Raw genomic sequence first — 23,210 nt, forward strand, 5'->3', positions numbered from 1 at the left:
CCCTTAGCCGATCTGCCAGGGCCGGGTGATACACTCGATTTGATGCGCGCACGCGCTTGCAGGTCCAGCGATCATGACCCAGATTTCCGAACGCCTGTTGGTTCAGGCCCACCTCGACGCCAAACAGCTCAACCCGCTGACAGCCGAGCAGGAGGCCGAATACCGTGCGGCCATCGCTGCCGAGCTCAAGGCTCAGAACGCCGTGCTGGTCGCCCATTACTACTGCGACCCGGTGATCCAGGCGCTGGCCGAAGAAACCGGCGGCTGCGTATCCGACTCGCTGGAAATGGCCCGCTTCGGCAAGAACCACCCCGCCGAAACCGTGATCGTCGCCGGCGTGCGCTTCATGGGTGAGACGGCAAAAATTCTCACCCCCGAAAAACGCGTGCTGATGCCCACCCTGGAAGCCACCTGCTCCCTCGATCTGGGTTGCCCGGTCGAAGCGTTTTCGGCCTTCTGCGACCAGCACCCGGAACGCACCGTGGTGGTGTATGCCAATACCTCGGCGGCCGTGAAGGCCCGTGCCGATTGGGTGGTGACCTCGAGCTGCGCACTGGAGATCGTCGAAAGCCTGATGGACAACGGCGAGACCATCATCTGGGGCCCGGACCAGCACCTGGGCCGTTACATCCAGAAGCAGACCGGTGCCGACATGCTGCTGTGGGACGGTGCGTGCATCGTCCACGAAGAATTCAAGTCGCGCCAGTTGGCCGACATGAAGGCGCTTTACCCGGATGCCGCGATTCTGGTCCACCCCGAATCGCCAGAATCGGTGATCGACCTGGCTGACGCGGTTGGCTCCACCAGCCAGTTGATCAAAGCCGCGCAGACCCTGCCGAACAAGACCTTCATCGTCGCGACCGACCGCGGCATCTTCTACAAGATGCAGCAGCTGTGCCCGGACAAGGAATTCGTCGAGGCCCCGACTGCCGGTAACGGTGCCGCGTGCCGCAGCTGCGCGCACTGCCCGTGGATGGCGATGAACACGCTGGAGCGGGTGTTGGAATGCTTGCGCACGGGCAGCAACGAGATTTTCGTTGACCCGGCGTTGGTGCCCAAGGCGATCAAACCGCTTAACCGCATGCTGGATTTCACCCAGGCGGCGCGCTTGAAGCTTTCGGGTAACGCCTGAAAATGCTGGGGCCGCTCTGCGGCCCATTCGCAGCACAAGGCTGCTCCTACAGGGGAATGCGATCTCCTGTAGGAGCAGCCTTGTGCTGCGAATGGAGCGCAAAGCGCTCCCGAAAAACTCAGCGCCCCATCATCTCCCTGACCATCCGCTGCTGCTCCATGACCTCGCGCTGGCGCTGATCGATCTGTGACGCCAGCGGGAAGTTGCTCCCCGCACGACGCTTGGCGTAATCCAGCTGCTGGATAGCCTGGTCGAAGTCACCGACCAAGGTGAAGTACTCGGCACGCGCCCGGTGCAAGCCAATGGTGTTACCCGACAACCCCCGCACTTCGGCAACGTCGTACCACACATCCGGATCATCCGGCCGGCTCTTGAGCAGGTCGTTCAGTACTTTTTCCGCTTCAGCTGGCTTGTTCTGCTTCACCAGCAGGTCGGCCCGCACCTGTTTCAGCGGGTAGTTGCCCGGGTACAGCCCCTGCATGCGCTCGGCACGCTGCTGGGCGTCAGCGAGGCGGTTGTTGGTGATGTCCAGGTCGATCTGCGCGAGGTTATAGGTAATGTCGTTGGGCGCTTTGGCCAGCAACGGCTTGAGCAGTTCGCGGGCTTCGTTGAGCTGGCCGCCCTTGATCTGCGCCAGGGCCAGGCCGTAGCATGCGGCGTCCAGTTTGGGGTCTTCATCCAGTTGGGCACGGAAGCGCTTGGCGGCAAGGCCTGGTGTACCTTCGTAGGTGAGGGCCACGCGGGCGCGGATCAACTGGTAGCGCTGGGTGTCTTCGATGCCGCCCTTGGGCGCCTGCTCGGCGCGGTTGCGGGTGTCGGCAACGCGCGACTCGGTAACCGGGTGAGTCAGCAGGAATTCTGGCGGCTTGGCATCGTAGCGGTACTGGCGCGCCAGGCGCTCGAACATGCTCGGCATATTGCGCGGGTCGTAGCCGGCCTTTTCCAGGTTCTGGATACCGACGCGGTCGGCTTCCTGCTCGTTTTGCCGCGAGAAGCGCCGTTGCTCTTGGATCGCCGCCGCCTGGGTGCCGGCAATCATGCCGATGCCAGCGTCGCCAGCGCCCCCGGCCGCCAGCACGATGCCAGCCAGCAGCGCTGCCATCATGGGCAGTTGCATGCGTTGCTGGGCTTCGACGCCACGCGCAAAGTGGCGCTGCGACAAGTGCGCCAGTTCGTGCGCCAGTACCGAGGCGTATTCGCCCTCGGTCTGGGCATTGAGGAACAGGCCGCCGTTGACCCCGACGATGCCCCCAGGGGCGGCGAAGGCGTTGAGCTCGCGGCTGTCGATCAGGATGAACTCCAGGCGTCGGTCCTGCAGCTGGCTGGTTTCTGCCAGGCGGTACACGCTGGTTTCGACGTAGTCCTTGAGCTGTGGGTCGTTCAGCTGGTTGACCTGGCCACGTAACAGGCTGAGCCAGGCGCGGCCGAGCTGGTGTTCCTGCTGCGGCGAGACGATCGCAGAGCTGGCATCACCCAGTGATGGCAGGTCGTCAGCATGGCCGGGAAGGGCCATCAGGCAGGCCAGCGTCAACAGGGTAGGGCGCAGTAGATTCATGCACGAAGCTCGCGTCGGGTCAAAGGCCTCTACTGTAGCCCGCTCACACGTTGGCGACCAGTGGCGGTATCCTAGCGGGCCTGTTACCAAAGACGTCTACCCGCGTGTGGAGAACCCCTGATGAGTGACACCCTGACCTGCGACGCCGAACTCGACGCCAGCGGGCTGAACTGCCCACTGCCACTGCTGAAGGCGAAGATGGAACTCAACCGCCTGGCCAGTGGCGCGGTGCTCAAGGTGATTGCCACCGATGCCGGCTCGCAGCGTGACTTCCGCACTTTTGCCAAGCTGGCCGGTCATACGCTGCTGCACGAAACGGCCGAGGCCGGTACCTACACCTACTGGCTGCGCAAGGCCTGAGTCTTAACCAAGGATCGTCAATGTTCAAAGTGCTTCGCGACTGGATGCAGCGCTACTTCTCCGATGAAGAGGCAGTGGTGCTGGCGGTCCTGCTGTTTCTGGCCTTTACCGCGGTACTGACCCTGGGCGGCATGCTCGCGCCGGTGTTGGCGGGGATGGTCCTGGCGTTCCTGATGCAAGGCCTGGTCAACGCCCTGGAGCGTCTGCGCGTGCCTACTCGGCTGGCGGTGGCGGTGGTGTTCGCGCTGTTCATGGGGGCGCTGGCGGTCATCCTGCTGGTGCTGGTGCCGTTGCTCTGGCATCAGCTGATCACCCTCTTCAACGAGTTGCCCGGCATGCTCGGCAAATGGCAGTCGCTGTTGTTGCTGCTGCCTGAGCGCTACCCACACCTGGTGTCGGATGAGCAGGTGTTGCGCGCTATCGAGTCGGTGCGCGGTGAAATCGGCAAGTTTGGCCAATGGGCCCTGACCTTCTCGCTGTCGAGCCTGCCGCTGCTGGTCAACGCCATGATCTACCTGGTGCTGGTGCCGATCCTGGTGTTCTTCTTCCTCAAGGACCGGGAACTGATCGCCCGCTGGGTCAGTGGTTATCTGCCACGCCAGCGCACACTGTTGAACCGGGTGGGCAGCGAGATGAACCGGCAGATTGCCAACTACATCCGTGGCAAGGGTATCGAGATCCTGATCTGCGGGATTGCCACCTACATCGCCTTTATCAGCCTGGGGCTCAACTATGCCGCGCTGCTGGCGCTGCTGGTGGGCTTGTCGGTGGTGGTGCCTTATGTGGGCGCGGTGGTGGTCACCGTGCCGGTGACGCTGATTGCCTTGTTCCAATGGGGCTGGGGGGACCAGTTCATCTACCTGATGACGGTGTACGCGATCATTCAGGCACTGGATGGCAACGTGCTGGTGCCGCTGCTGTTTTCCGAGGCGGTCAGCCTGCACCCGGTGGCGATCATCTGCGCGGTGTTGTTGTTTGGTGGGCTGTGGGGCTTTTGGGGGATCTTCTTCGCGATCCCGCTGGCGACGCTGTTCAAGGCCGTGCTGGATGCCTGGCCGCGGCAGGAGCCGAGTGTTTCGCCACTGCTCTGAATGACATTGGGGCCGCTTTGCGGCCCCAACCAATCTCAAGCCTTGTTCAAAGCCTGGGCCGCCGCCAAAACGGCCTCCACATGCCCTGGTACCTTCACCCCACGCCATTCCTGGCGCAGCACACCGTCCTTATCGATCAGGAAGGTGCTGCGGTCCACGCCCATGTATTCCTTGCCATACAGCTTCTTCAGCTTGATCACGTCGAACAGCTGGCACAGGGCCTCGTCCTTGTCGCTGATCAGCTCGAACGGGAAGCCTTGCTTGGCCTTGAAGTTCTCATGCGACTTGAGGCCATCGCGCGACACGCCGAACACCACGGTGTTGGCTGCGGCAAAGGCGTCATGCTGGTCGCGGAAACCCTGGCCTTCGGTGGTGCAGCCCGGGGTGCTGTCCTTCGGGTAGAAGTACACCACCACCTGGCGGCCCTTGAGCTCGGCGAGGCTGACCGTTTGGCCGCTGGTGGCCTGGGCCTGGAAATCGGCAACGGGTTGGTCGAGTGCTACGGCCATAGGGGCTTCCTTACACGGGGTTCTGTGGGCGCCAAGGCTCGATCAGCGCATCCAGGTTCAAGGCATCGGCAAAGTCCAGGAACTGGTCACGCAGCCAGCTGATCTGGGTGCCGGCGGGCAGGATCACGGTGAACTGGGCGTTGAGCATGCTGCTGCCGGTTTGTGGCGCCAGGTAGGTGTCGCAGGTCATGGCTTCGAGCTCGACGCGGTGGTCGAGGAAGAACTGGCACAGCTCATTGATGATGTCCGGGCGGTAGGCTGCACTGACATAGGCCACATAAGGCAGCGCCTGCGGGCGCACCTCCTGGTCGGCGCTGCGCACCACATCGAGGGTCAGGCCGTGCTTTTTGCCCAGGCCCGGCAGGGAAGCTTCAAGACGCGCCAGGGCGTCCCAGCTGCCACCGACCTGCAGCACCAGGGCGCTGGTCTCGCCATGGCGGCTCAGGCGCGAAGTGACGACCGCGCAGCGGTTTTCGAAGGCAGCGCGGCTGAGGACGTTGGCCAGTTCCATGGGGTTTGGGCCCAGGGCACTGATGACAAGGAATTGTTCGCGGACGGTGGGGGTGGACATGCAGCATTCCTAAAGCGATGAGCGGTCGGTGCAGGACAGGCAAAAGCCTCCAGTCGGCAGGGCCCGGGGCTCGCATGCGAGGTCGTGGACGCCGGCGGGGAGCAAGGTCGACGGCCCGGCGGGCCGCGCTGCACCGATCAAAGGGCCAAGGGTAGCGAAATAAGCCGCCGAGGGGAATGCTCCGCCCGCCTGCTTCGCTTGTGCAAGGCCGATGCCCCCAGTACCATTACCGCTCTCTTTTTCCGGCAGGAGCAGTTACATGATTGCGGGCAGTATGGTGGCATTGGTCACTCCCATGGATGCACAAGGGCGTCTTGACTGGGACAGCCTCGGCAAACTTGTAGACTTCCACCTGGAAAACGGCACTCATGCGATCGTCGCCGTCGGCACCACCGGCGAGTCGGCCACCCTCACTGTTGAAGAACATATCGAGGTCATCGAATTTGTTGTCAAACGTGTCAATGGCCGCATCCCGGTCATCGCGGGCACCGGCGCCAACTCCACGTCGGAAGCCGTGCACCTGACCCAGAACGCCAAGAACGCTGGCGCCGATGCCTGCCTGCTGGTCGTGCCGTACTACAACAAGCCGACCCAGGAAGGCTTGTACCAGCACTTCAAGCACATCGCTGAAGCCGTCGACATCCCGCAGATCCTCTACAACGTGCCCGGTCGCACTTCGTGCGACATGCAGGCCGAGACCGTGATCCGCCTGTCGACCGTGCCGAACATCATCGGCATCAAGGAAGCCACCGGCGACCTTGCCCGCGCCAAAGCCATCCTCGATGGCGTCAGCAAGGACTTCATCGTCATGTCCGGCGACGACCCGACCGCTGTCGAGCTGATCCTGCTGGGCGGCAAGGGCAACATCTCCGTGACCGCCAACGTCGCCCCGCGCGAAATGGCCGATCTGTGCGAGGCCGCCCTTGAGGGCAATGCCGAGAAGGCCCGCGCGATCAACGAAAAACTCATGCCGCTGCACAAAGACCTGTTCTGCGAAGCCAACCCGATTCCGGTGAAGTGGGCGCTCGTTGAAATGGGCCTGATGCACAAGGGCATTCGCCTGCCGCTGACCTGGCTGAGCGAAGGCTGTCACGAAAAAGTCCGTACTGCCTTGCGCCAGTCCGGCGTACTGGTTTAATCGAGGAAGTACACCGCATGAAGCGACTGGCTGGTCTTTCCGCCCTTGCCCTGATCATTTCCAGCACCAGCGGTTGCGGCTGGCTGTGGGGCGACGAGGGTTATTTCCGCGACCGCGGCAGCGATTACCTGCAGGCGCACCCGACTGCGCCGATGCAACTGCCGCCGGACGCCAGCAACGTCAAGCGCCTCGACCCGCTGTTGCCTATTCCGCGTAACGTTGCTGATGACCGTGCCACCGGCGAGTTCGAAGTACCGCGCCCGCAGCCCCTGACTGCGGGTGCTGAAGTCAGCGATTTCAGCCTGCAGCGCAGCGGCAACAGCCGTTGGGTCCTGGCCCAGCGCTCGCCCGCCGAAGTTTGGCCGGCAGCCCGTCAGTTCTTTGAAGACAATGGCTTCCGCATTGCTGAAGAGCGCCCACAGACTGGCGAATTCAACACCACCTGGCAGCGTTTCGACGAACTCTCCGCGTCACTCGGTCAGCGCCTGGCGAGCACCGCCAGCAGCGCAGACAGCGAAGTGCGCGTGCGTGTACGCATGGAGCCCGGCGTGCAACGCAACACCTCCGAGGTGTACATCGTCAGCGTCGAGCGCCCGGCCGGCAGCACTGCCGAGCCTGGTTTCCCGTCCTCGTCCAGCAACACTGGCGCCGATGCCCTGCTGGTCGACGAAATGCTTGCCAGCATGAACCGCAGCGCCGAGAAGGGCGGGTCGGTCTCGCTGCTGGCCGCACGCGATTTCGATGCCCCGAGCCGCGTCAGCCTGAGCGAAGACGGCAGCGGCAACCCGGTGCTGTACCTGGGCGCCGACCTGGATCGTGCCTGGTCCAGCGTAGGCCGCGCCTTGGAGCAAGGTGGCGAGTGGCGTGTCGAAGACATCAACCGCAGCTTGGGCCTGTACTACATCAACCTGTCCGAAAAGCCTGACGACAAGCAGAACGAGCCGGGCTTCTTCAGCCGCCTGTTCGGCAGTGCGCCGTCCAAGGAAGAGCGTGAAGCCCGTGCCGAACGCTACCAGGTGCGCCTGAGCAAGGTCGGTGAAAGCGTGCAGGTAACGGTCGAGAAAAACATCAACACCGTGGCTCCGGCCGATGTCGCCCGCCGCGTGCTGAGCGCCATTCAGGACCACCTGGGTTAAGTGCGCTTCGCGGTACTCGGAAGCGGCAGCCAGGGAAACGGCACGCTGATCGCCAGTGGTGACACGCTCATCCTGGTCGATTGCGGGTTTTCCCTGCGTGAAACCGAGCGGCGCCTGGCGCTGCTCGGGGTCAGCGCAGCACAGCTTAGCGCCGTGCTGGTCACCCACGAACATGCCGACCACGTGCATGGGGTGGGGTTGCTGTCGCGGCGCTACAATGTACCGGTCTACCTCAGCCAAGGGACCTTGCGCGGCCTGCGCAAGCCGGTGGAGGTGGCCGGTTTTCTCGCGTGTGGCGACAGCCTGCGCATCGGTGGCCTGGAGGTGACGGCGGCGCGCGTCGAACACGACGCCTACGAGCCGTTGCAGTACGTGTTTAGCGACGGCCGGCGGCGTTTCGGCATGCTCACCGACCTGGGCTCGTACGATGCGTTGTTGCTGGAGCGCTACCAAGGCCTGGATGCCTTGTTGATCGAGGCTAACCACTGCCGTGACCTGCTGGCGCGCGGGCACTACCCGGCCTTCTTGAAGCTGCGGGTGGGTGGCGCGCAAGGGCATTTGAACAATCACCAGGCTGCGCGCCTGGTGGACGAGTTGGGCTGGAGCAACCTGCAACACCTGGTGCTGGCCCACCTCAGCAGCAAGAACAACCTGCCACAACTGGCCCGCCAGTGCTTCGTCGACACCCTTGGGTGCGACCCGGACTGGCTTCAGGTGGCGAATCAGGAACACGGGCTCGACTGGCGCGAAATCGCCTAGCCCAACTACTCAAGCAAGCGGAGCCCATCATGGAAAAACGCGAAGAACTTTACCGCGGCAAGGCCAAATCGGTTTACAAGACCGACGACGCCGACCGCTTGATCCTGCTGTTCCGCAACGACACCTCGGCGTTCGACGGCAAGCGCATCGAACAGCTCGACCGCAAAGGCATGGTGAACAACAAGTTCAACGCCTTCATCATGCAAAAGCTCGAAGAAGCCGGCGTGCCGACCCAGTTCGACAAGCTGCTGGGCGACAACGAGTGCCTGGTGAAGAAGCTCGACATGATCCCAGTCGAGTGCGTCGTGCGTAACTACGCCGCGGGCAGCCTGGTCAAGCGCCTGGGCGTGGAGGAGGGCATCAAGCTGGAGCCGTCCACCTTCGAACTGTTCCTGAAGAACGACGAGAAGGGCGACCCCTTCATCAACGAATCCCACGTTGTCGCGTTCGGCTGGGGCACCGCCGAGCAGCTGGTCGAAATGAAAAAGCTGTCGCTGAAAGTCAACGAAGTGCTGAACAAGCTGTTCGATGACGCCGGCCTGCTGCTGGTCGACTTCAAGCTGGAGTTCGGCGTCTTCCACGGCCAGATCGTCCTGGGCGACGAATTCAGCCCAGACGGCTGCCGCCTGTGGGACAAAGAAACCCGCAAGAAGATGGACAAGGACCGCTTCCGTCAGGGCCTGGGCGACGTCATCGAAGCCTACGAAGAAGTTGCCAAGCGCCTGGGCGTGCCGCTGTAAGCGGCCCGTTCACGCAAGCGCCTGATACCACGCGAATTTTTTTGAAATAAAGGTTTGCGTTTCAGAAATTCGCTGGTATGATGCGCGCCATTGGAGAGATGCCGGAGTGGTCGAACGGGACGGATTCGAAATCCGTTGTACTGGCAACAGTACCTAGGGTTCAAATCCCTATCTCTCCGCCATACAAGATGAAGCCCCGCAGATTAACGTCTGCGGGGCTTTTTCGTTTCTGGATTGTACTACTCGATTGTACTACTCAATCCACCTTGCCCTTTACCTTAGCTATCTATCTCTGGTCTCGTCTGTTTCCCTTTGTGACGACCTAAGACCAACCCACTCCCCAGCCTTCTAGTCGTCTCCAGCCGATGCAAGAGGTCTGCTAATGAGCAGGATATTGAAGCCTAGTCAGTCGCCCCTCGTATCGCGTTGAGGGGAAAATCGATGATGTGTCTGGTGTTATGGATTTGATCGGTCGAGCCTTGCTTTGAAAACTCTCTCATGGGATGGTGGCATGTTGACATGCCTTGACTCCATGGAGGACGATTCTATATGGCCGTTTGGATAATCGCAGCAGGGGGCTTGAATGACGCGGCTGCTCTTGGAAACTACAGCAAGACGTTAGCAGCCCCTATTTCAAAGGCTCGACTTGAGGCACTCCCTCCTGAAGTAATGCTTCCTGACGGTGACCTATATGCTTGGGGTTTTCCCAGAACCCAGAAGGGTGGTAATGAGCGAAAGCTCGTTCAGATAGCTATAGGGGACATCTGCTTTTTCTGCACTACTCGCTGTGAGGGGCGGAGGAGCAATTGGTCCAATGCTTATCACTGGGTTGCCAAGGTTGTTGGTAAAATTGATGGCGCTCATTCAGCGGCGGTATCAGCAGCCTTCTGGGATTCTGATAATTTCTTGCCGTATCTGCTCGGTCAACCCCTAGCTGTAAATATCAGTTTTGAAGAATTTTCTCGAGAAATTGATCCGGCTGGTAGGCACTATAGCGGTAGTCCACAGAGTTCAACTAGACTTACTGATTTGACAAAGTTGCGTCATGTTATTGATAGGTATGGCTCTGTAGATAACTGGGCTGAAAATTATATAGAAAGGCTTTCTGCTCTGTCAGTCGTTACTGAACAAAATCAACTAACATCTGTGCCCAGTCGAAATCTACCGAAAAAGGAGCCGGACAAGGTCGATTATAAGATTCGACTTCCTGTAATGCGTGAGTGGTTGATAAGAGTTGCTCAAGTAGGCGGAAGGGTTACTTATCGTGAGTTTATGGATGTTTTTGGTATAGATAGGTACACCTCTAAGCACAGTATGGACAGACTGGGTGAGTACTCTCAGGCGCTTGGTGAGCCAATTATTACTGCTCTTTTAGTTGGTGGTGATAGTAGTCGTTCCTCAACTGGCTTGGATAAGTTTGGAGTTCTAGATGATGAGGCTGAGCGCCAGAAGCTCTATGAATTCTGGTCTGGTATTGAGCTTGATATTTCAGATTCTTCGATGCCTGATTCGCTTGAGGTGCGGGCAGCAAAGTTCGCTAGTGTTGAAACTCGACCTGAACAGGCGGCGTTTAGGCGTAAGCTTTTCAGTGCGTACAGGGGGCGTTGTGTCGTAAGTGGATGTAATGTAGTACGTGCACTAGACGCGGCTCATCGCCATGGGCGTCATTGGCGAAAAGGACATAATAACGTTGAGGATGGATTTCTCCTTCGTAAAGACTTACATGCCTTATATGATTCTAAGCTGCTAAGAATATCTGATGGTGGTCTTGTTGAGCTGTCGGATGAGATTTTAGATCATTATGAAAATTTCAGTGGAATTGTCGTAAAGCTGGTGCAGTAATAATATTGCTGAGATCTGGGTTCTGGTTAGTTTATATTTGACAGGGAGTGAATTGTGGCGAAGATCAAAAGTCCTGCGACCATTAGTACGGAGTTTAATATAGATCCGGGTGTTTTGCTTCGAGCAGGGATTATCGATACCCAACTTTCTAGTGATACCAATTTGTTCATTGACCCCCTGCTTCTCGAGGGGAGTGCCCATCCAGAGATTAATACAGGAGCTGCTACAGCATATGAGCAAAGGTTTGAACTCATAATAAAATTGTTGCGTGTCTCCGAAGCAAAAGGCGACTTGCCATGGCGTAAGGTTGAAAAGCTTTTTAAATTTTCAGAAATTAGTTGGACTTGTCTTGGGTATAGTTCGTCAGTTCGTGGTGCAGGCTTCGGAAAGGAGTTGACTACACATGCATTGGATACGGCCTATCAAATCGTAAAGCTTGGTATTACCGATATAGACTTCTTTATGGGGCTCTCGCTTTTTGAGGAAGGTATAGGGGCTGATCGCATAAGCGATATGACGACTAATATAATCATTAAGGATCTGGTGCGACTGACTCAGCGGATTAATGGAGAGCTTAAAATCCCCTCTAAAGAGTTCAATGTAGAAGGGGAGCTACAAGAGTTGCCAGTTAATCCCTATACAGATGATCCTCTAATATTCGTTCCTACAGATATCGTTCGTGATCTCCCGATTGCTACCGATTGGGGTGATATATCTCGTGCGGTTAAAGAGAATGAAGAACTACGTGAGAGGGTAAGCGGAAAGATTGGTCAAATTTGGGCAACTATGACCAAGAAGGACAAGGCAAAAGTTAAGACTGCGGCACTTTCTAGTAAAGAAGCATTTGAGCAGTTATTGGAAATGCTGAGGGAGGTTCCGCTCGAGTCCTATGATTTTGCGAAGGATGCGAATGGTGAGGCATTCTGGGCGAAGTTGACAAAAATTGGCTATGAGTATCCAGTTGAATTCAAAAGTAGTACGGCTCCAGCTACTCCAGAAGAAGCTGTGGGGTTTGTTGAAGAAATGATCTTGCAGTTCCAAGATCTTATTGAGAATAAGGGGATTTGGAAAGAGCTGTGGAGTGATGATAAAAAGCCGCGTAGAGAGAAGGCAGCTCAGCGATTGTTCTTCACTATGGCATACTCCTATTGTAAGGCTAATAATTTAGATATTACGCCTGAGGCCGATGCAGGTAATGGGCCAGTAGATTTTAAATTTTCCTCAGGGTTTAATAATCGTGTCCTTGTTGAGATAAAATTGTCAACAAATTCCTTGTTGCACGGTTATCAAAAGCAATTAGAGATTTACAAGGCTGCAGAAGATACAGATCATGGTATCTACTTGGTCATCGATGTAGGTGGGCTTGGGCAAAAGTATGCTGAGGTTCAGCGAGTCCGGAGGGAGGCCATTGATCGTGGGGAGAAGACATCGAAGATATTTTTGATCGATGGGAATAGAAAGGCTTCCGCTAGTAAACGATGATAATCAGCTACCTTGCTGATCTATTGAAGAAGTGTTCCTCAGCACCTAGCGGCCATGCTTCGTAGCGTTGGCTACACGATCACAATCTATCCTAATGGTCGGCTTATCTCGTCGGAGACAGGAGTTGTGTACCGCTATGCTGGGGTTGATCGATAGGTAGGCTAATACAAGCTGATGCAGGATGGCAAGCTTTCACTAGTGATGAAAGGCTTTGACGGCGATGGACTTTACTATAAACCATTCCAGGGGGGGAGGGTAAGATGGTGTGGGATAGAGGTGATTATGAAAAACTGCGACTAGAATATGAGTGAAGTGTCTTCATTGGCTTTCTACTGAAAATCTATGGGGTGAGTCGTGGCGCATCTAGGGAAGAGCTGGGCGGGTAGGGCGTTTGGTACTAATACTGGAAACCTTGCAATCTCGTTCACTAAGGATGAGGAAGAGCTTGAAGGGGTGGTTCGGTTTCAAGATGAGCAGTACGGAATCGTCATATACAACGTGACAGGCACGTTCAAAGATGGGGTCCATCTAACGGGGAAGACCGAAACCGTTATTGAGGATGTGGTTTTTGGTGATTTGACTGTTGATGCCGTGCTTACTACGGAAGGCAGCCTAAAAGGTGAATGGACTACTACTCTGGGCTCTGGTGGGCCATTTATCGCACATCCTCACGGCGGGACTAAGACCTTGAACGCCCCTACCTCTGATGTGGAAATCGAGCAGTTTTATACGCGAACCCACATTCTTGGTGCGTTGAATTTAGACAGGACGGCTGTGCAATCGCTTATCGAAATGGTGAAGCGAGATTTCAACGCAGGCGGGCGCCTTATCATAACGTATCGCAATGGCGGTGCAGAGGTTACAAAGTTTGGGTCTGACTTTGAAGCTGCAATTGATGGCTTAGGAGAGTTGAGTTACCTGAAGCTTTTCATACAAGAGCCAGACGAGTTCGGTGTGAATAAGATGGTGATGGTTGAGCTTGTTGAGCATGGCCTAAACAAGATCGTCGTTCAAGGTGTGCGTGAGGTTTGGGTAGAAGGTAAGGCGAGGGTGTTGCTGGATGAGCTTGACAAGAGGAAGAGAAATCTAGTCACCAATTTCAAGAAGCATGGCGTAACCATAACCCAGCTGGCGTTCTTCGCAATGTTGGTTGTGATAGTAGACATCCAGTCATTCTGGAGCAGAGCCGGGTTCATAGCAGTGTTCCTTATTACCATCAGGATCATTGATTGGCTTCATTCTTCGTACATTCCAAATGCAACAATCCGGATGAATCCGGGGGAGCAATCCATTGTTTCTAAGTACGGTGTGTCAGTAGTTTCATGGCTGGCAACGATTCTAGGTGCTTTGATAAACAGCTATCTTGCTTACCTGCTCATTCCTTCGTGACTAGAAGCGGGCGTTTCTAAGCGAAATCCCAGCCCCCGCCGCGAGGATCGTACACTTGCAGGGTTTCTGGATTTCCAACTGGAAAATGTACAAGGGAGCGGACTATGCCGACTATTTTGGATGGAATCATTCGCCATCAAGCCCGAAAGCTGGCTAAGGCTCACATCAAACTGGCTTTGGACGACCTGAAGGGAGGCGGGCAGCTTAATTTTGAAGAATGCCAACGAGAAATCCGTAACAGCTACTGGCAGCGGAAAAGTGTTAATTTTGTCTTCGATAGGGCGTATGACGGTCCTTGGTCGGTCCTGGGTGGTGAGGATGCCATCAGGGGATGCAGGAGGTTTGACGTTCCAGCTTACCTGGAAGGCTGGCGAATCCAGATTATGTCTCTAGCTTTCAATGGGTGGGTGAACCCGCGAGTGATTCAGCAGTACGGCTGGATTGATGAAGTGATAGGCCAGCAGTACATAAATGCCAAACACCAGCTTGACCAATTGGATTGGGATTCCGCTCCGTATGACAAGAAAAGCCGGGTTGGATAGTTTGGCAGCGGTAGGAAGCGGCAGCTTGCGGGCGCAACTCGGGCCGGCCTTTTTCTGGACAGATTCCAAGTTCCCGCCGTGAAAAACGTCTTCATCCCTATGAAGTTTGATTTCTTAGGCCGAAATATAAGCTGGGGCGATTGGCGTTTGGAAAGTGGGGTTATCCGCAGAGCCGCTTAACGCTTTACGACTAGTCTAAGCAGAAGCTGCCGAAATCTGAAAGTAAGTTGGTGCCCGTCTCTAGGGTGTGCCTGTTCCGTCAGACTAAAACGACTGTAGGCCACGGAATACAAGGGCTAGAGGCAAATCCATTCCCGTAGAATGTCTCTTAATCTGCCATTAATGGGAATGCTCAGGCGGCTTTCTTCGCACGTTGGACAGTCGAGGGGTTGATACCCAACTCAGCGGCTACAGCACGTACAGTCTTGCCTTCTGCCAGCAGGGCGAGGATTGCAGCATCATCAACTGTTTTGGCTCGTCCTTTGTAGACGCCTTTCTCCTTGGCCTTGGCGATACCTTCACGCTGGCGCTCCTTCATCACTTCCCGTTCAAACTGGGCAAAGCTGCCCATCATGTTCAACATGAGTTTCTGCATGGGCGAATCTTCGCCAGTGAACGTCATGTCTTCTTTGTGAAATTTGACATGCACACCCTTGGTGTTCAGTTCAGCAACGATCTTGAGTAGGTCAGCCATAGAGCGAGCCAGACGGTCAATCGAATGCACATGTACCACGTCCCCTTCACGCACCCACTCAATCATGGCGATCAGTTGAGGGCGGTTTGTGTCAGAGCCTGACAGCTTGTCAGTGAATGTCTTATCGAAGGTCATGCCGTCAAGTTGTCGATCCGTGTTCTGGTCAATGGTCGAAACTCGGATGTAGGCGATGTTGGTCATGTAAGGCTCTCTGTGTGCTTTTGCCTCTAGAGGTTTGAATTCTGCTTGTGTGCATTGCCTGTGTCAATCCTAAAGCATACGGATTTTCGGCTGATCTTGTATGCAACGAATGTGTGCTCTAGACCCTGATCTATTGCATACGTACACGCGGTGCAAGGTCGCCCCATACCGTTAACGGAAGAGCTGAACGAGAGGAATGGTGACGGCTCTGTTTTTCCGAGTTGCGTGGCGGTTGGTTCGAAAGACTTGATGCGGGTTTTGAGAAATTGAGAAAGAGAAAGCGCCTTGCTTAGCAAAAACGGGTTTCTCCAGCGTTCGCTCTTCACCTGACTAGCCGCAGGCCAATGAAATCAAGGGTGCAGGACTGGGGGGGGTGGGGCAGTGTCTCCAGATCGAGGCAGGTAAGGAGGTTTCGAATGGGTTTCTGTACGGTTTTTGAACAGTTTATCTACGACTATTCGGTAGCTGTATCTGGTGCTTTGAATGTGTCGCACATTACATAGAGCGAAGAGATTCGATTCCAGAGGCAATGGCTTCAGCGTTTGTGTCAAGGGTGGTAAGGATGCTCAGCATGTTGTCATGCACGTTAGTTGATCCACGTTGACTGATCCATAGGGGCAGCTCCTCAAGGCCAGCTCTCAGAGCCTGCTGGTTGAGTAAGAGTAGTTCCAGGGTGTCAGCGGTGATGGCAGTACGGTCATCCATGGGTGGCGGGTCCGTTTAGATCAGTAGCGTAACTGTAGCGCTAACCTGACGGTTTGACGGTTCAAAGACCTTGCAGCAGATCGGAGAGGGTGATGCCCAGACCATCGGCAATCACTTTGGCCGCTTCAAGGCTGGGGTTGGCGGTGCCGGTCTCAATACGGGACATGTAAGTACGCATCACGCCACACCTGTCGGCGAAGGCTTCTTGGCTGATGCCTTGCTCTTTGCGTAGGTCGCGGATTCGTTGACCGAAAGCTGTTCTGAGGATGTGGTTTGTCTGCATCGGTGAATGATGGGGAGGTGCAGCCCAATCGTGAACACACCAATTGATGACACACCAATCGTTACATTTTCCTCGTGTGCTGGCATTATGGCTTCTTTGCTACTGACCGATTTAGGATCGCACAATGAAGACTGTTGCCCGTATGCTTTGCCTTTTGCCGCTGATTGCATCTGCTGCAATGGCCGAAACCTACCCCAAGAAGACCTTGGTTGCTGGTTCGATGGTTTGCTTCAAGGGTGGTGACTGGAGGGATATGGTGGAGGCTTCGCTCGATCAGGATGAGGAGGCGGCTGAACGCCTGATCGGCTCCGGCAAGTGCAGGACGGTTTCGAATGCCACTAAGGTCAGCTACATCGAGGAAGCCAAATTCATTGGTGACTCTGCACTGATCCAACTCCCGAGCGGCAAGACGGCTTTCACTGCGGATGGTTGGTTACGCTGAGTTGTGTAAGCGGAAGAAGACGGTGGTGTCATTCTTCCGTACTGGTCAATCGTGTGGGAGCGGGGATAACTCTCGCTCCTTTGCACATCAGTGCTGGTAACGGAACGTTGGGATCATTGCTTCCGCATTGGAGTGCAGTCGATCAGCGTACTTGATCAACGCTCGTACTACGCGTAGATCAGGTACAGGCTCTCGCAGGTAGTCACGAAGGTGGTCATCAACCACATCAGCTTTCATTCTCTGCCAGTCGCAATGGGCTTCCACTGCATCCGTTCTCCACTCTCCGAGCTGGGTTGAACCCTTGTGCATGATCTGAGCTTGGAATCCGCCGCCAAACATGGTGACTCCTGGATACCCTGAGCGGGGTGTTTTCCTCCGCCATCGCACGGCCATATTGATGTGCGAAGGTACGAAGCAACATGTCTCGGGGCTGTAGACCCTGTTTTCCGGAACAAGAATATCTTTGTCCAGTTGGTAGCCAACGATGCTGTTCTGGTCGAACCATGCCTTGAAGTCCGAGTACCTGTGCCAGCATGGTGAAATGGTGCAATCTTCGTAGGTCGCTCGTGACCTTGTTGAGTCTTCGTTGTAGCAGCAGTCAAACATTCTCTGCCAAACGTTGTACGACCAGTCGTCTGCACCGGGAGTGTCTTTGAAATCGTCAATACCCACACCGAACAACAAACCACCTTTCGATTTGTCGGTGATCGGTTTCGGTATCGTAAATTCTATTGGTGCGTAGTCTGGCGTTCGTGTTCTTGAACCCTTACCACGAGAAGGAAGGATTTCTGTTGTTTGTGTTTCGTATGTCATGAACATATTGACTCCTTGTGTTGTGTTGGTTGGTGGTATTCCTCTTCTGTCGGATTGAGGTTGCTCGGCATGCCCGCCGAAAGGTCTTTCTTTAGTAATAGGATTTTGCTCAAGCCCTTATGGTCCGGGGCTTGCAGCAAGATTCTTGCGTAGTTTTTTTGAAAAACTGATGTGATCTAAGCTGCGAGTTTCGAAGTGGCTTTGGCAGGCGTCGGCCTGTCGCTCGCAGGGGTCAGATACCAGTCCTTCACGTACTCCTCTCGTGCGTAGTCGCCGCCCCGAAAGACAAGCAAAGGATTGATCGTCAGCTTGATCTCGCCTGTGCGAATGCCGCCATATCTTGAGGTGCTGACTCTGACCATGTTGCTGCTGATCAACGTGCTCAGCCTTTTCATCAGGTTTGACTCTGACGTTCCCAAAGCCTTAGCCAAGTCGGCTTGAGACATGAGGATGACGTTCCGGTACAGAACCAAATCGTGCAACTGGCTGAGGGTGTTCATCATTGGGACCGTGATACGACAGTCCACGCCTGTCCGGCGCCATACACCATGAGCCTGGTCCTGCGCTGTAGTCAGGGAGTGCAGTGAATGGGGTGGCAGCTTACGTCGATCAACGTGTTTAAGGTGCTGCTCTAGGTCGTCAGTGCTCCGACACCCGCTAAGTGGTGGCTTGTAGTCAGGGCGTTCGCTGAAGACAGAAGGCTTTTCATCGTAGCCGAAGATTTCGCCGGTTGTCGGACTGATCAGCAGCCCATCGACGTTAAGGAAGGGGGATACAGTAAAAGCTGGGCACTCGTATGCCATTGGTCATTCTCCTCTTCAAGTTCATTACATGGGCAGTTCCTCTCGGGTTGTGCCGGTTTAGTTTGATAAATCCCAGACAAGACGAAGCCCCCATACAAGGCACTGGATGAGCAGTGGTTGCGGTGGAGGCTTCGAAGTTGTAAGTCTGCTTACTGGGCAGGTTTGTATACTCGCACATTAGTCTCTCGACTGTCAACATCTAGTTGCAATTTGCGTGCGAGTGTGGTTTGGCTTGGCGTGGTGTTCTATTCGTTGTCCTGTCAGAGCACAAGTTTGGAAATTGCCTCAAGCTTTTGTGCGGATGAAGCGCCTTGCGAGTAAACGTCAAATGTCACCGTTCCCGTTTCATGGCCTACCAGTTCGGCAATCAGGGTTCCTTGCACGCCTGCTCTGACTAACTGGGTAATCACAGTTTTGCGAATCGAATGGAAGACATGTTGAGGGCCGTAACCTTGCGTCTCTTTGAGTCTGCCGAACGCCTTTGAGAGCGCGTCAGATCGTATACCGTACTTGTTCCTACTGTCCGAGGGGATCAGGAAACCATCCTTCGAGTCGGTCCTCAAACGCTCCACAACGGCTCTGAGAGCAGGGTGGATGGGCACGACTCGAATACCTGCTGCGGTCTTGGAGTCCACGATATCAAAGCAGTCGATGCCGTCTGGATTGATCAGATGCTCAGTCCTCAACTGGCAAAGCTCCTCGATCCTGGCGCCGGTATATGCACCGAGCAGGATCAAGTCAGCCAGAGATGTAAGCCCAGTGTTCAGGGCTGCGTCATGCAACGCTGCAATTTCGCTTGGTTGGAAGTCCTTCCTTTGGCGGTCTGCACGTTCCTTGCCCCGTATCTGTGGCAGCTCATGGTTTTCGAAGGGGTTGGCCTTGTCTTTGAAATCGTCTCGCCAACGTGCGTCATGCTTCATTGCCCATTTCCAGAACACGTTACCGGCCAACAAGTATTGGGCAAGAGTCTTGCTCGCCAGTTTTAGCGAGTCGAGCCACGCCGAAACAGCGTCGAAATCGAGTTGGCGACCCTCCTTGGCGAGATACGCCGATAACTTCTCAAGCTTCGACTGCTGCTGATCAATCGTCTTGGTGGCGACGTTCCGAGTTTCTCGATACTGGCGGAAGGTTGCGATGCGTTGCTTAGTGATCGGTGACTTGACCTTGTAGGCAGTGGGGTCGGTGAAGATGGCTTGCATCTCTTCCTTTTCCTCCGCCGAGAAGTCGTTTTTGTAAGCAATAAGGTCGCCCAAGGTTTCGATCAGAGCGTTGTGAGCGAGGTCGTTGAGTGCCAATTCCCTGTCCAGCCCCTGCTTCGCATATGCTGCTTCTGCTGCTGCTTGGCGACGTAGGCCGCTTTGAGAATCGTTGAACACAAATCGGCGTAACTGTTCTAGGTCTGCTGGATCAATGTCGAGCGGCATTAACTTCGACTCACCTAGTGCCGTATCAATCTTGAGTTGGCGGATGATTTGGCTAAAGTCCTGTGCATCCTCCGCAATACGCTCCTTCCAGCCATCACCACGGTTGCTTCGCTTGTCGCGTGCGGCCTTGATTTGGGACTTCCACCCAGCGAGAACAGAGAGGCGTCGAACCATCGCTTCGGAGCGAAGGCCAGTTTTCAGCGACTGGATCAGGACTTTCGCCCCGCCCATTGCGTTCTGCACGTCAGCAGGTACGGCGAGACGGACGTACCACGTCGATTCGCCCTTCTTCTGGATCAAATTGTCAGACATGGAGGTGTCGCTGTAGGATGAGAGGCATACAGCGGATTGTACTACTCATTTGTACCACTATTGAAGCTAAAAGCCCCGTTATTACGGGTTTAAAGGGCTTGGTGGTAGTGTGTGGTGAGTCCCTATCTCTCCGCCATACATGTGGTAGATGAAGCCCCTGAAAACGATGAGTTTTCAGGGGCTTTTTCGTTGGTCTCTAATACGCCCTCATCGGTCGCCTAGTCGGCGTCATAAAAGACGTCACCTTGGTCTAGGCGGCATCTTTTACGCTAGATGCTTATCAAGCGGCCTAACCGTTAACTCCACTCCCAGGGCAAGCATGAGCTTCTGAACTGTAGCGAAACGAGTCTTGTCGCCACCTTTGAGTGTTTTATAAAGAGATTCTCGGTTTACCCCGGCATCCTGAGCGAACTGGTTCACGCCCCTTGCTTTTGCCACTTCTCCCATTGCGTGCATCAAGACCTGAGCGTCGTTAGCCTTCATCGCTTCAGCTAGAAACGCGGCAATGGTTTCAGGGCTATCAAGGAACCGAGAGGCTTCGAAAGGCTTGGTATTGCTCAAATCTAGATCGAGGATTGGCATCTCGTCGTGATGGGCTGTGTTACTCATGATTTTTACCTCGCAGGGCGTCAAGAATTTCTTTCGCTCGTTTAATGCTTCTGGATTGAGCCGTCTTATCACTGCCGTAGAGCATCAGGTAGCGGGTTGTGCCTGTACGCACGTAGTAAATGCGATAGCCGGGGCCGACGAATACACGCATTTCGCTGACACCATCGCCGACAGGCTCTGTATCACCAAAATTCCCGCCTTGTGCGCGGATCATTCTTCCGTTGACGGCACCTTTGCCTATCGCGTCTTTGATTCCACCCAGCCAATCGTCAAATTCAGGCGTTGTGTCGATTTGGTTCGCCATGCTTTAAATGTAGCCTAGTGGCTACTCCTTGTCGATGTGTGGGGCGCCATCTTGATGATGGCGCCTTGGCGGAGAGGTTCGATGCCTTCGTTGCCTGTCCCTAATGCTTCATCATCCCCAGCTCCGCATCGTCAAGCAGCGCTTTGGCCATCGCGCTCAGGTAATGCGAAGCCCAGATCAACTTCTGATCGCCCTCCATCAACCCCGTCAGGGTCATGTCGCGTACATAGCCCATCAGCTCGGATGCCTGTTCGCGGGCGCTTTGGCAGCAGATGCCTGGCTCGATGCGAAAGAGTGGGTGGGTTTGGTTTTCGCCTTGGTAGAACGTTGTCAGGCCGACCGTGGTGGGCGGCTTTGGGGTGGCTGTAGTCGTCATTTAACTCCCTGGAATCTTTAGTGGCGGGCCTGGCCTCTTCGCGGGTGAACCCGCTCCCACAGGTATAAAGAAGAGCCCTGTGAGAGGGGTACGCAGCTATTCGAACGCTCAATGCACCGTGCCCGGCGCTGCGGGGATGTGCGGCTGCATCTGCAATTGCATCAATGCGGACTCAACCAGGCTTTGTACTGCCTCCATCTCGTGGATGACTGCCTGCATCACGATCGAGTTGGGGGAGGTGGGCTTGAGTTGCACTGATTGGCGGGCTACAGACAGGGCACAGAGGACGTACTCTGTGGATTGGATCAGGGTGTCCTGCAGGATTTGAGAGGTATCAAGGGGGTAGGGCGGATCGGGGACTATCTTGCGCATATACAGCTCCAGAGTCTGAGGTGCTGCTACAGACTTGCTGTCAAACAAGAGGGTGGCAGCGGTACGCGGGTTGACAGACCGAGGACTCCGGAGACTCGGCGCACACAAGGTGCCCCACGTACTGCCGCCATAACGGCGCACGTGTTCGGAGTAATCGTCAGCCTGTCAAAGCCGGTCGCTACATTGGCAACGACACGGCGAGACTAGAGCGCGACCCAAGCACTAGCAACAGTTTGAGCGGCTCGGGAGTATGTTTGGGAAATGGACTACAAGATAGGGGAAAAAACTGAAGGTTAGCTGTAGGGCGTAAAGCTGAGGGCGATAGGATTCGCCCGATCAGGCGGTTCAGATAGCAAAATCTACTGATAGATAGTAATTTTCGCTAGACTTAGCTATCTATTGCTATAGCTCCATCTGAGAGGTGGCCCCATGGACCCTTACCGCAACCCTTTCGCACCTGGCGCAGGCAGCCGGCCCCCCGAATTGGCTGGGCGGGATGTAGTGCTGGAGCATGCCCGAATAGCCTGTGGTCGAGCAGTCAATGGCCGCAGTGCAAGGTCCATGATGCTTCTCGGCTTGAGAGGCACCGGCAAGACTGTACTGCTGAACGAAGTCGGGAAAATCGCAGAGGACGAGGGCTTGCTGGTATCTAAAGTCGAGTCTCCGGAAGAAGAGAGCCTGGCTCGTCTGCTTTATCCAGAAATGCGTAAGGTCATGAGGTCACTCTCGACTGTAGAAGCCGCCAAGCAGATCGCCCATCGAGGTCTGAAAGGTCTTCGGGGTTTTGCCTCTATCTTCAAAATCGATATTGCCGGTGTGGAGGTTGGGGTAGAGCCAGAACCGGGGTTGGCCGACAGTGGCAACCTTCAGTACGATCTGCCAGACCTCTTCAACGTTATCGGGCGGGCTGCAAAGGCTGCAGGCAAAGGCTGGATATTGCTGATCGATGAGGTGCAGTACCTGTCAGAGGCGGACCTGCGGGCATTGATTGTTTCGATGCATCGTATGTCTCAAGAAGGCCTGCCCGTGCTACTGGTCGGAGCCGGCCTGCCTCAGGTGGCGCGCCTTGCTGGCGAGGCAAAGTCTTATGCCGAGCGGCTGTTTCTCTATCCCGAAATCAATGCACTGGATGCAGAAGCTGCCGCACAAGCAGTACTAAAGCCAATCGTGGACGAGGAGGCATCTATTGCAGAAGCCGCATTACAGGAGATTGTCGTCCGTACCAAGGGGTATCCGTTCTTTTTGCAGGAATGGGCCTCTACTGCATGGAACTGTGCTGAAGGCCCAGAAATTTCACTAGAAGATGTAGTCCATTCATACTCTGAAACGTTGGCTTTGCTCGATGCAGGTTTTTTCAGGGTCCGGATAGATCAGTTGACCCCAGGGGAAGTGCTATTCGTCAAAGCCATGTCGGAGCTTGGTAATGGGCCCTATGCCGTGAGTGATATCGCGAAGGCACTGGGTCGAACCCAATCATCCTTGGGGCCGACCAGAGCTAAGGTTATCTCCAAAGGCATGGCCTACAGTACCGATCATGGTTTCCTGGATTTCACCGTGCCACTTTTTGCGGAGTACATGCGGCGTCAGGGTTGAACGGTGGCAAGTGCCCAGTTCGATTAGCCGTGA

25 protein-coding genes and 1 tRNA gene are annotated in these 23,210 nt (G+C 55.5%); 14 read left to right on the forward strand and 12 right to left on the reverse strand.

Going from position 1 to position 23,210, the window contains the following annotated elements; all coding sequences use genetic code 11:
- Window positions 1–73: 73 nt before the first annotated feature.
- Window positions 74–1,132, forward strand: coding sequence for a quinolinate synthase NadA (gene nadA, locus MFF34_RS19135; protein ID WP_085272423.1), 1,059 nt, complete (start codon window positions 74–76; stop codon window positions 1,130–1,132).
- A gap of 118 nt (window positions 1,133–1,250) precedes the next feature.
- Here nadA and MFF34_RS19140 read toward each other — a convergent pair whose 3' ends face one another.
- The gene (locus MFF34_RS19140; RefSeq protein ID WP_238215843.1) at window positions 1,251–2,687 is read right to left on the reverse strand and encodes a M48 family metalloprotease; all 1,437 of its coding nucleotides are present in this window, start codon (window positions 2,685–2,687) and stop codon (window positions 1,251–1,253) included.
- A 120-nt stretch (window positions 2,688–2,807) separates the two neighbouring features.
- Between MFF34_RS19140 and MFF34_RS19145 the strand changes: the two genes are divergently transcribed.
- Window positions 2,808–3,047: a sulfurtransferase TusA family protein gene (locus tag MFF34_RS19145; protein ID WP_027594652.1), complete on the forward strand. Its 240-nt coding sequence runs from the start codon at window positions 2,808–2,810 to the stop codon at window positions 3,045–3,047.
- A gap of 20 nt (window positions 3,048–3,067) precedes the next feature.
- Entirely contained in the window at window positions 3,068–4,138 is a 1,071-nt protein-coding gene (locus MFF34_RS19150) for an AI-2E family transporter (protein WP_238215845.1), read from the forward strand.
- 35 nt (window positions 4,139–4,173) lie between these two features.
- On the opposite strand, the gene MFF34_RS19155 is transcribed toward MFF34_RS19150, so the two are convergent.
- Together MFF34_RS19155 and MFF34_RS19160 are read right to left on the reverse strand one after the other, a co-directional pair.
- Window positions 4,174–4,647, reverse strand: a complete 474-nt coding sequence (locus MFF34_RS19155; protein ID WP_238215847.1) for a peroxiredoxin — start codon at window positions 4,645–4,647, stop codon at window positions 4,174–4,176.
- A 10-nt stretch (window positions 4,648–4,657) separates the two neighbouring features.
- Window positions 4,658–5,218, reverse strand: coding sequence for a glycine cleavage system protein R (locus MFF34_RS19160; protein WP_027594649.1), 561 nt, complete (start codon window positions 5,216–5,218; stop codon window positions 4,658–4,660).
- Window positions 5,219–5,477: 259 nt separating this feature from the next.
- Between MFF34_RS19160 and dapA the strand changes: the two genes are divergently transcribed.
- From dapA to MFF34_RS19205, 9 genes are all read left to right on the forward strand, one after another.
- A complete protein-coding gene (dapA, locus tag MFF34_RS19165) occupies window positions 5,478–6,356 on the forward strand; it encodes a 4-hydroxy-tetrahydrodipicolinate synthase (RefSeq protein WP_099430204.1) in 879 nt (292 codons plus the stop codon).
- Window positions 6,357–6,373: 17 nt separating this feature from the next.
- Window positions 6,374–7,492 carry an outer membrane protein assembly factor BamC gene (bamC, locus tag MFF34_RS19170; protein WP_027594647.1) on the forward strand — a complete coding sequence of 373 codons (1,119 nt, stop codon included), beginning with the start codon at window positions 6,374–6,376 and terminating at the stop codon, window positions 7,490–7,492.
- Window positions 7,493–8,251 carry an MBL fold metallo-hydrolase gene (locus MFF34_RS19175; RefSeq protein WP_027594646.1) on the forward strand — a complete coding sequence of 253 codons (759 nt, stop codon included), beginning with the start codon at window positions 7,493–7,495 and terminating at the stop codon, window positions 8,249–8,251.
- A gap of 29 nt (window positions 8,252–8,280) precedes the next feature.
- On the forward strand, window positions 8,281–8,991 hold the full coding sequence (gene purC / locus MFF34_RS19180; RefSeq protein WP_008097517.1) for a phosphoribosylaminoimidazolesuccinocarboxamide synthase: 711 nt from the start codon (window positions 8,281–8,283) through the stop codon (window positions 8,989–8,991).
- Between the two features lie 92 nt (window positions 8,992–9,083).
- A tRNA-Ser gene (locus MFF34_RS19185) sits at window positions 9,084–9,173 on the forward strand.
- A 367-nt stretch (window positions 9,174–9,540) separates the two neighbouring features.
- Window positions 9,541–10,833, forward strand: a complete 1,293-nt coding sequence (locus MFF34_RS19190; RefSeq protein ID WP_238215849.1) for an HNH endonuclease — start codon at window positions 9,541–9,543, stop codon at window positions 10,831–10,833.
- A 54-nt stretch (window positions 10,834–10,887) separates the two neighbouring features.
- Window positions 10,888–12,315 carry a hypothetical protein gene (locus MFF34_RS19195; protein ID WP_238215851.1) on the forward strand — a complete coding sequence of 476 codons (1,428 nt, stop codon included), beginning with the start codon at window positions 10,888–10,890 and terminating at the stop codon, window positions 12,313–12,315.
- 354 nt (window positions 12,316–12,669) lie between these two features.
- Window positions 12,670–13,704, forward strand: coding sequence for a hypothetical protein (locus MFF34_RS19200; RefSeq protein ID WP_238215853.1), 1,035 nt, complete (start codon window positions 12,670–12,672; stop codon window positions 13,702–13,704).
- Between the two features lie 104 nt (window positions 13,705–13,808).
- Window positions 13,809–14,246 carry a hypothetical protein gene (locus MFF34_RS19205; RefSeq protein WP_238215855.1) on the forward strand — a complete coding sequence of 146 codons (438 nt, stop codon included), beginning with the start codon at window positions 13,809–13,811 and terminating at the stop codon, window positions 14,244–14,246.
- 352 nt (window positions 14,247–14,598) lie between these two features.
- Here MFF34_RS19205 and MFF34_RS19210 read toward each other — a convergent pair whose 3' ends face one another.
- Together MFF34_RS19210 and MFF34_RS19220 are read right to left on the reverse strand one after the other, a co-directional pair.
- A complete protein-coding gene (locus tag MFF34_RS19210) occupies window positions 14,599–15,141 on the reverse strand; it encodes a recombinase family protein (RefSeq protein WP_238215856.1) in 543 nt (180 codons plus the stop codon).
- A gap of 766 nt (window positions 15,142–15,907) precedes the next feature.
- Entirely contained in the window at window positions 15,908–16,129 is a 222-nt protein-coding gene (locus tag MFF34_RS19220) for a helix-turn-helix domain-containing protein (protein WP_283236625.1), read from the reverse strand.
- A gap of 124 nt (window positions 16,130–16,253) precedes the next feature.
- On the opposite strand from MFF34_RS19220, the gene MFF34_RS19225 reads away from it, so the two are divergent.
- A complete protein-coding gene (locus tag MFF34_RS19225) occupies window positions 16,254–16,571 on the forward strand; it encodes a hypothetical protein (protein ID WP_238215860.1) in 318 nt (105 codons plus the stop codon).
- Between the two features lie 87 nt (window positions 16,572–16,658).
- On the opposite strand, the gene MFF34_RS19230 is transcribed toward MFF34_RS19225, so the two are convergent.
- The 7 genes from MFF34_RS19230 to MFF34_RS19260 form a co-directional block, all read right to left on the reverse strand.
- Window positions 16,659–17,390, reverse strand: coding sequence for a hypothetical protein (locus tag MFF34_RS19230; RefSeq protein WP_238215862.1), 732 nt, complete (start codon window positions 17,388–17,390; stop codon window positions 16,659–16,661).
- 170 nt (window positions 17,391–17,560) lie between these two features.
- Entirely contained in the window at window positions 17,561–17,884 is a 324-nt protein-coding gene (locus MFF34_RS19235; RefSeq protein WP_238215864.1) for a replication/maintenance protein RepL, read from the reverse strand.
- 563 nt (window positions 17,885–18,447) lie between these two features.
- The gene (locus MFF34_RS19240; RefSeq protein WP_238215866.1) at window positions 18,448–19,923 is read right to left on the reverse strand and encodes a tyrosine-type recombinase/integrase; all 1,476 of its coding nucleotides are present in this window, start codon (window positions 19,921–19,923) and stop codon (window positions 18,448–18,450) included.
- Window positions 19,924–20,187: 264 nt separating this feature from the next.
- Window positions 20,188–20,532, reverse strand: a complete 345-nt coding sequence (locus tag MFF34_RS19245; protein ID WP_027594645.1) for an addiction module antidote protein — start codon at window positions 20,530–20,532, stop codon at window positions 20,188–20,190.
- Window positions 20,525–20,836, reverse strand: coding sequence for a type II toxin-antitoxin system RelE/ParE family toxin (locus MFF34_RS19250; RefSeq protein ID WP_238215868.1), 312 nt, complete (start codon window positions 20,834–20,836; stop codon window positions 20,525–20,527). The genes MFF34_RS19245 and MFF34_RS19250 overlap by 8 nt, the downstream gene beginning before the upstream one ends.
- Before the next feature lie 100 nt (window positions 20,837–20,936).
- Window positions 20,937–21,212, reverse strand: coding sequence for a DUF3077 domain-containing protein (locus tag MFF34_RS19255; RefSeq protein ID WP_099430202.1), 276 nt, complete (start codon window positions 21,210–21,212; stop codon window positions 20,937–20,939).
- A gap of 108 nt (window positions 21,213–21,320) precedes the next feature.
- Window positions 21,321–21,584 carry a hypothetical protein gene (locus MFF34_RS19260; protein ID WP_238215870.1) on the reverse strand — a complete coding sequence of 88 codons (264 nt, stop codon included), beginning with the start codon at window positions 21,582–21,584 and terminating at the stop codon, window positions 21,321–21,323.
- A gap of 429 nt (window positions 21,585–22,013) precedes the next feature.
- Here MFF34_RS19260 and MFF34_RS19265 point away from each other — a divergent pair, with 429 nt between their 5' ends.
- Window positions 22,014–23,177: an ATP-binding protein gene (locus MFF34_RS19265; protein ID WP_099430200.1), complete on the forward strand. Its 1,164-nt coding sequence runs from the start codon at window positions 22,014–22,016 to the stop codon at window positions 23,175–23,177.
- The last annotated feature ends 33 nt before the right edge of the window (window positions 23,178–23,210 follow it).

Source organism: Pseudomonas sp. PAGU 2196, assembly GCF_022179005.1.
Lineage (GTDB): Bacteria > Pseudomonadota > Gammaproteobacteria > Pseudomonadales > Pseudomonadaceae > Aquipseudomonas > Aquipseudomonas kermanshahensis.

Coding starts and splice junctions, on each gene's coding strand:
- purC (WP_008097517.1), top strand. CDS start 8,281: ATGGAAAAACGCGAAGAACTTTACCGCGGCAAGGCCAAATCGGTTTAC.
- MFF34_RS19260 (WP_238215870.1), bottom strand. CDS start 21,584: ATGCGCAAGATAGTCCCCGATCCGCCCTACCCCCTTGATACCTCTCAA.
- MFF34_RS19205 (WP_238215855.1), top strand. CDS start 13,809: ATGCCGACTATTTTGGATGGAATCATTCGCCATCAAGCCCGAAAGCTG.
- MFF34_RS19210 (WP_238215856.1), bottom strand. CDS start 15,141: ATGACCAACATCGCCTACATCCGAGTTTCGACCATTGACCAGAACACG.
- MFF34_RS19265 (WP_099430200.1), top strand. CDS start 22,014: ATGGACCCTTACCGCAACCCTTTCGCACCTGGCGCAGGCAGCCGGCCC.
- MFF34_RS19250 (WP_238215868.1), bottom strand. CDS start 20,836: ATGGCGAACCAAATCGACACAACGCCTGAATTTGACGATTGGCTGGGT.
- MFF34_RS19155 (WP_238215847.1), bottom strand. CDS start 4,647: ATGGCCGTAGCACTCGACCAACCCGTTGCCGATTTCCAGGCCCAGGCC.
- MFF34_RS19220 (WP_283236625.1), bottom strand. CDS start 16,129: ATGCAGACAAACCACATCCTCAGAACAGCTTTCGGTCAACGAATCCGC.
- MFF34_RS19150 (WP_238215845.1), top strand. CDS start 3,068: ATGTTCAAAGTGCTTCGCGACTGGATGCAGCGCTACTTCTCCGATGAA.
- MFF34_RS19230 (WP_238215862.1), bottom strand. CDS start 17,390: ATGTTCATGACATACGAAACACAAACAACAGAAATCCTTCCTTCTCGT.
- MFF34_RS19235 (WP_238215864.1), bottom strand. CDS start 17,884: ATGAACACCCTCAGCCAGTTGCACGATTTGGTTCTGTACCGGAACGTC.
- MFF34_RS19145 (WP_027594652.1), top strand. CDS start 2,808: ATGAGTGACACCCTGACCTGCGACGCCGAACTCGACGCCAGCGGGCTG.
- MFF34_RS19225 (WP_238215860.1), top strand. CDS start 16,254: ATGAAGACTGTTGCCCGTATGCTTTGCCTTTTGCCGCTGATTGCATCT.
- MFF34_RS19245 (WP_027594645.1), bottom strand. CDS start 20,532: ATGAGTAACACAGCCCATCACGACGAGATGCCAATCCTCGATCTAGAT.
- nadA (WP_085272423.1), top strand. CDS start 74: ATGACCCAGATTTCCGAACGCCTGTTGGTTCAGGCCCACCTCGACGCC.
- dapA (WP_099430204.1), top strand. CDS start 5,478: ATGATTGCGGGCAGTATGGTGGCATTGGTCACTCCCATGGATGCACAA.
- bamC (WP_027594647.1), top strand. CDS start 6,374: ATGAAGCGACTGGCTGGTCTTTCCGCCCTTGCCCTGATCATTTCCAGC.
- MFF34_RS19160 (WP_027594649.1), bottom strand. CDS start 5,218: ATGTCCACCCCCACCGTCCGCGAACAATTCCTTGTCATCAGTGCCCTG.
- MFF34_RS19140 (WP_238215843.1), bottom strand. CDS start 2,687: ATGAATCTACTGCGCCCTACCCTGTTGACGCTGGCCTGCCTGATGGCC.
- MFF34_RS19255 (WP_099430202.1), bottom strand. CDS start 21,212: ATGACGACTACAGCCACCCCAAAGCCGCCCACCACGGTCGGCCTGACA.
- MFF34_RS19190 (WP_238215849.1), top strand. CDS start 9,541: ATGGCCGTTTGGATAATCGCAGCAGGGGGCTTGAATGACGCGGCTGCT.
- MFF34_RS19240 (WP_238215866.1), bottom strand. CDS start 19,923: ATGTCTGACAATTTGATCCAGAAGAAGGGCGAATCGACGTGGTACGTC.